The organism is Bartonella sp. AA83SXKL (assembly GCF_042196965.1).
Lineage (GTDB): Bacteria > Pseudomonadota > Alphaproteobacteria > Rhizobiales > Rhizobiaceae > Bartonella.
Genome location: NZ_JBHIRG010000077.1, coordinates 1 through 1,808 on the forward strand (window position 1 = coordinate 1; position 1,808 = coordinate 1,808).

A 1,808-nucleotide genomic window follows, 5' to 3' on the forward strand; every position below is an offset into this window, starting at 1 on the left:
TTGTTATATTGGTACGATACATTGATTTCGTATTTTCACCCGTCCCTGATTGAAGATAAATATCAACCCAAAGATCTGTAGAGGGGTCGTAGACCATTCCCTCTGGTGAACTATAAGGGCGGTGATTTAAACACCAAACTGAATTGGGTAAAATATCCCCTGCCCTATAACCAGACAAGGGGTGACCAGAAATCGTACCAACATCCGCACAAAGCGTATGAAACCCTCCTATCTTGCGCGAATTATTGACGCTGTAACCGTTTGGATACGTAGAGTTTTCTGATACAACAATTTTATGAGAATCTCCCTCCGGTACCAAATAAAGATAATAATCCTTGCCCGCAGAAAGAGACGGCATGCTTATTCTGGCATCTACCGTATAACTTACAACCAAAATATCATGAGTTCGTGGCAAAGTTAGATAGGTTCCTTTTTTCACGGTTAATTGCGCTTTGCCTGTCGCAACAAGAAAAGGGGTGGAAATTGATAAAACCGTTAAATGAGACTGTTTTAGAAAAGTGTTTATCTTTTCTGCGAGATTTTTTGCTTGTGTGGCTACTGTATGAGCTGTTGTCGCTGTTTCCAGAGAACTCTTGATACCACTAAGCTCTTTCTTCATTGTATCGGCGGTTGTTTTGGCTTCTTCTGCTGTCCTTTTCGCTCTATCAGCTACTTCCTTGGCTTTTTCGGCTTCGCTCTTGGCTTGATAGGCTTGTGAATCTGCCGACTCGGCTTTTTTCTTGGCTTCGTCTGAGTACATCCGCGCTAAACTTACGGGGGCTTTAAAATTCTCAACCACTTGATTGATATCAATAACCCTACTCCTCGCAGACGAGGCTATTTTCTCTGCATTTTCTGCCTGATTGCGCGCTTGCGTCGCATCATGTCTTGCATAACCAGCAGACTCCTTGGCTTCCTTGGCTATTTTTTGTGCCTCTTCCGCTTCTTCTTCTAAAGACGCGGCTTTCTTACCCGCTGTTTCGGCTGCCCTCTGCGCCTCTCCTGCTATATATTTTGCATTACTCGCTATTTCCTTGGCTTTTTCTACTTCATTCTTGGCTTCATACGCTCGGTCATCGGCTTTCTCTGCTATTTTCTTGGCTTCTTCACCTGCCATTTCTGCTAATCTTGCTATAGTCTTAGCGTTATTGGCTGCTTCATTCGCGTCGTAAGCTTTACTCCACGCTTCATTCGCTGTGCTTTTTACTTTTTCCACCTCACTACGCGCTTGCTCCGCATCATGGTTAGCATAACCTGCTGTCTGTTTGGCTTCTTTAGCTATTTTTTGTGCTTCTTCTGCGGCTGCTTCTAAAGACGCGGCTTTTTTACCCGCTGTTTCAGCTGCCTTTTGCGCCTCTCCTGCTGCATATTTTGCACTATTGGCTATTTCCTTGGCTTTTCCGGCTTCATCTTTTGCTTCATACGCGTAGTTATTGGCTTTCTCCGCTATTTTCTTGGCTTCTTCGCCTGCCGTTTCTGCTAAACTTGCTGTAAGCTTAGCACTATCTGCTGTTTCATTCGCTTTGTGGGCTTTATTCCACGCTGCATTCGCTGTGCTTTTTGCATTTTCCACCTCACTACGCGCTTGCTCCGCATCATGTTTGGCATAACCTGCTGTCTGTTTGGCTTCTTGTGCTATTTTTTCAGCTTCATCCGCTTTACGCTTCGCCTCTTGTGCTATGCCCTTCACCGCTTCCCCACTCACCTGCCCTGCCGTCTCTCCTGAACGCACCGCAGACTCTGCTACCGCTTTCGCTTCCAAAGCTATTCTAGAGGCTTCTGTTGTGCTCTGTTGGGCTTGCTCCGCT

Annotated in this window: 1 pseudogene; it reads right to left on the reverse strand. The window is 45.6% G+C overall.

Annotation, left to right across the window (positions count from 1 at the left end):
• Nucleotides 1-1,808, reverse strand: a pseudogene (locus ACFINO_RS09670) (hypothetical protein); the annotation flags it as partial.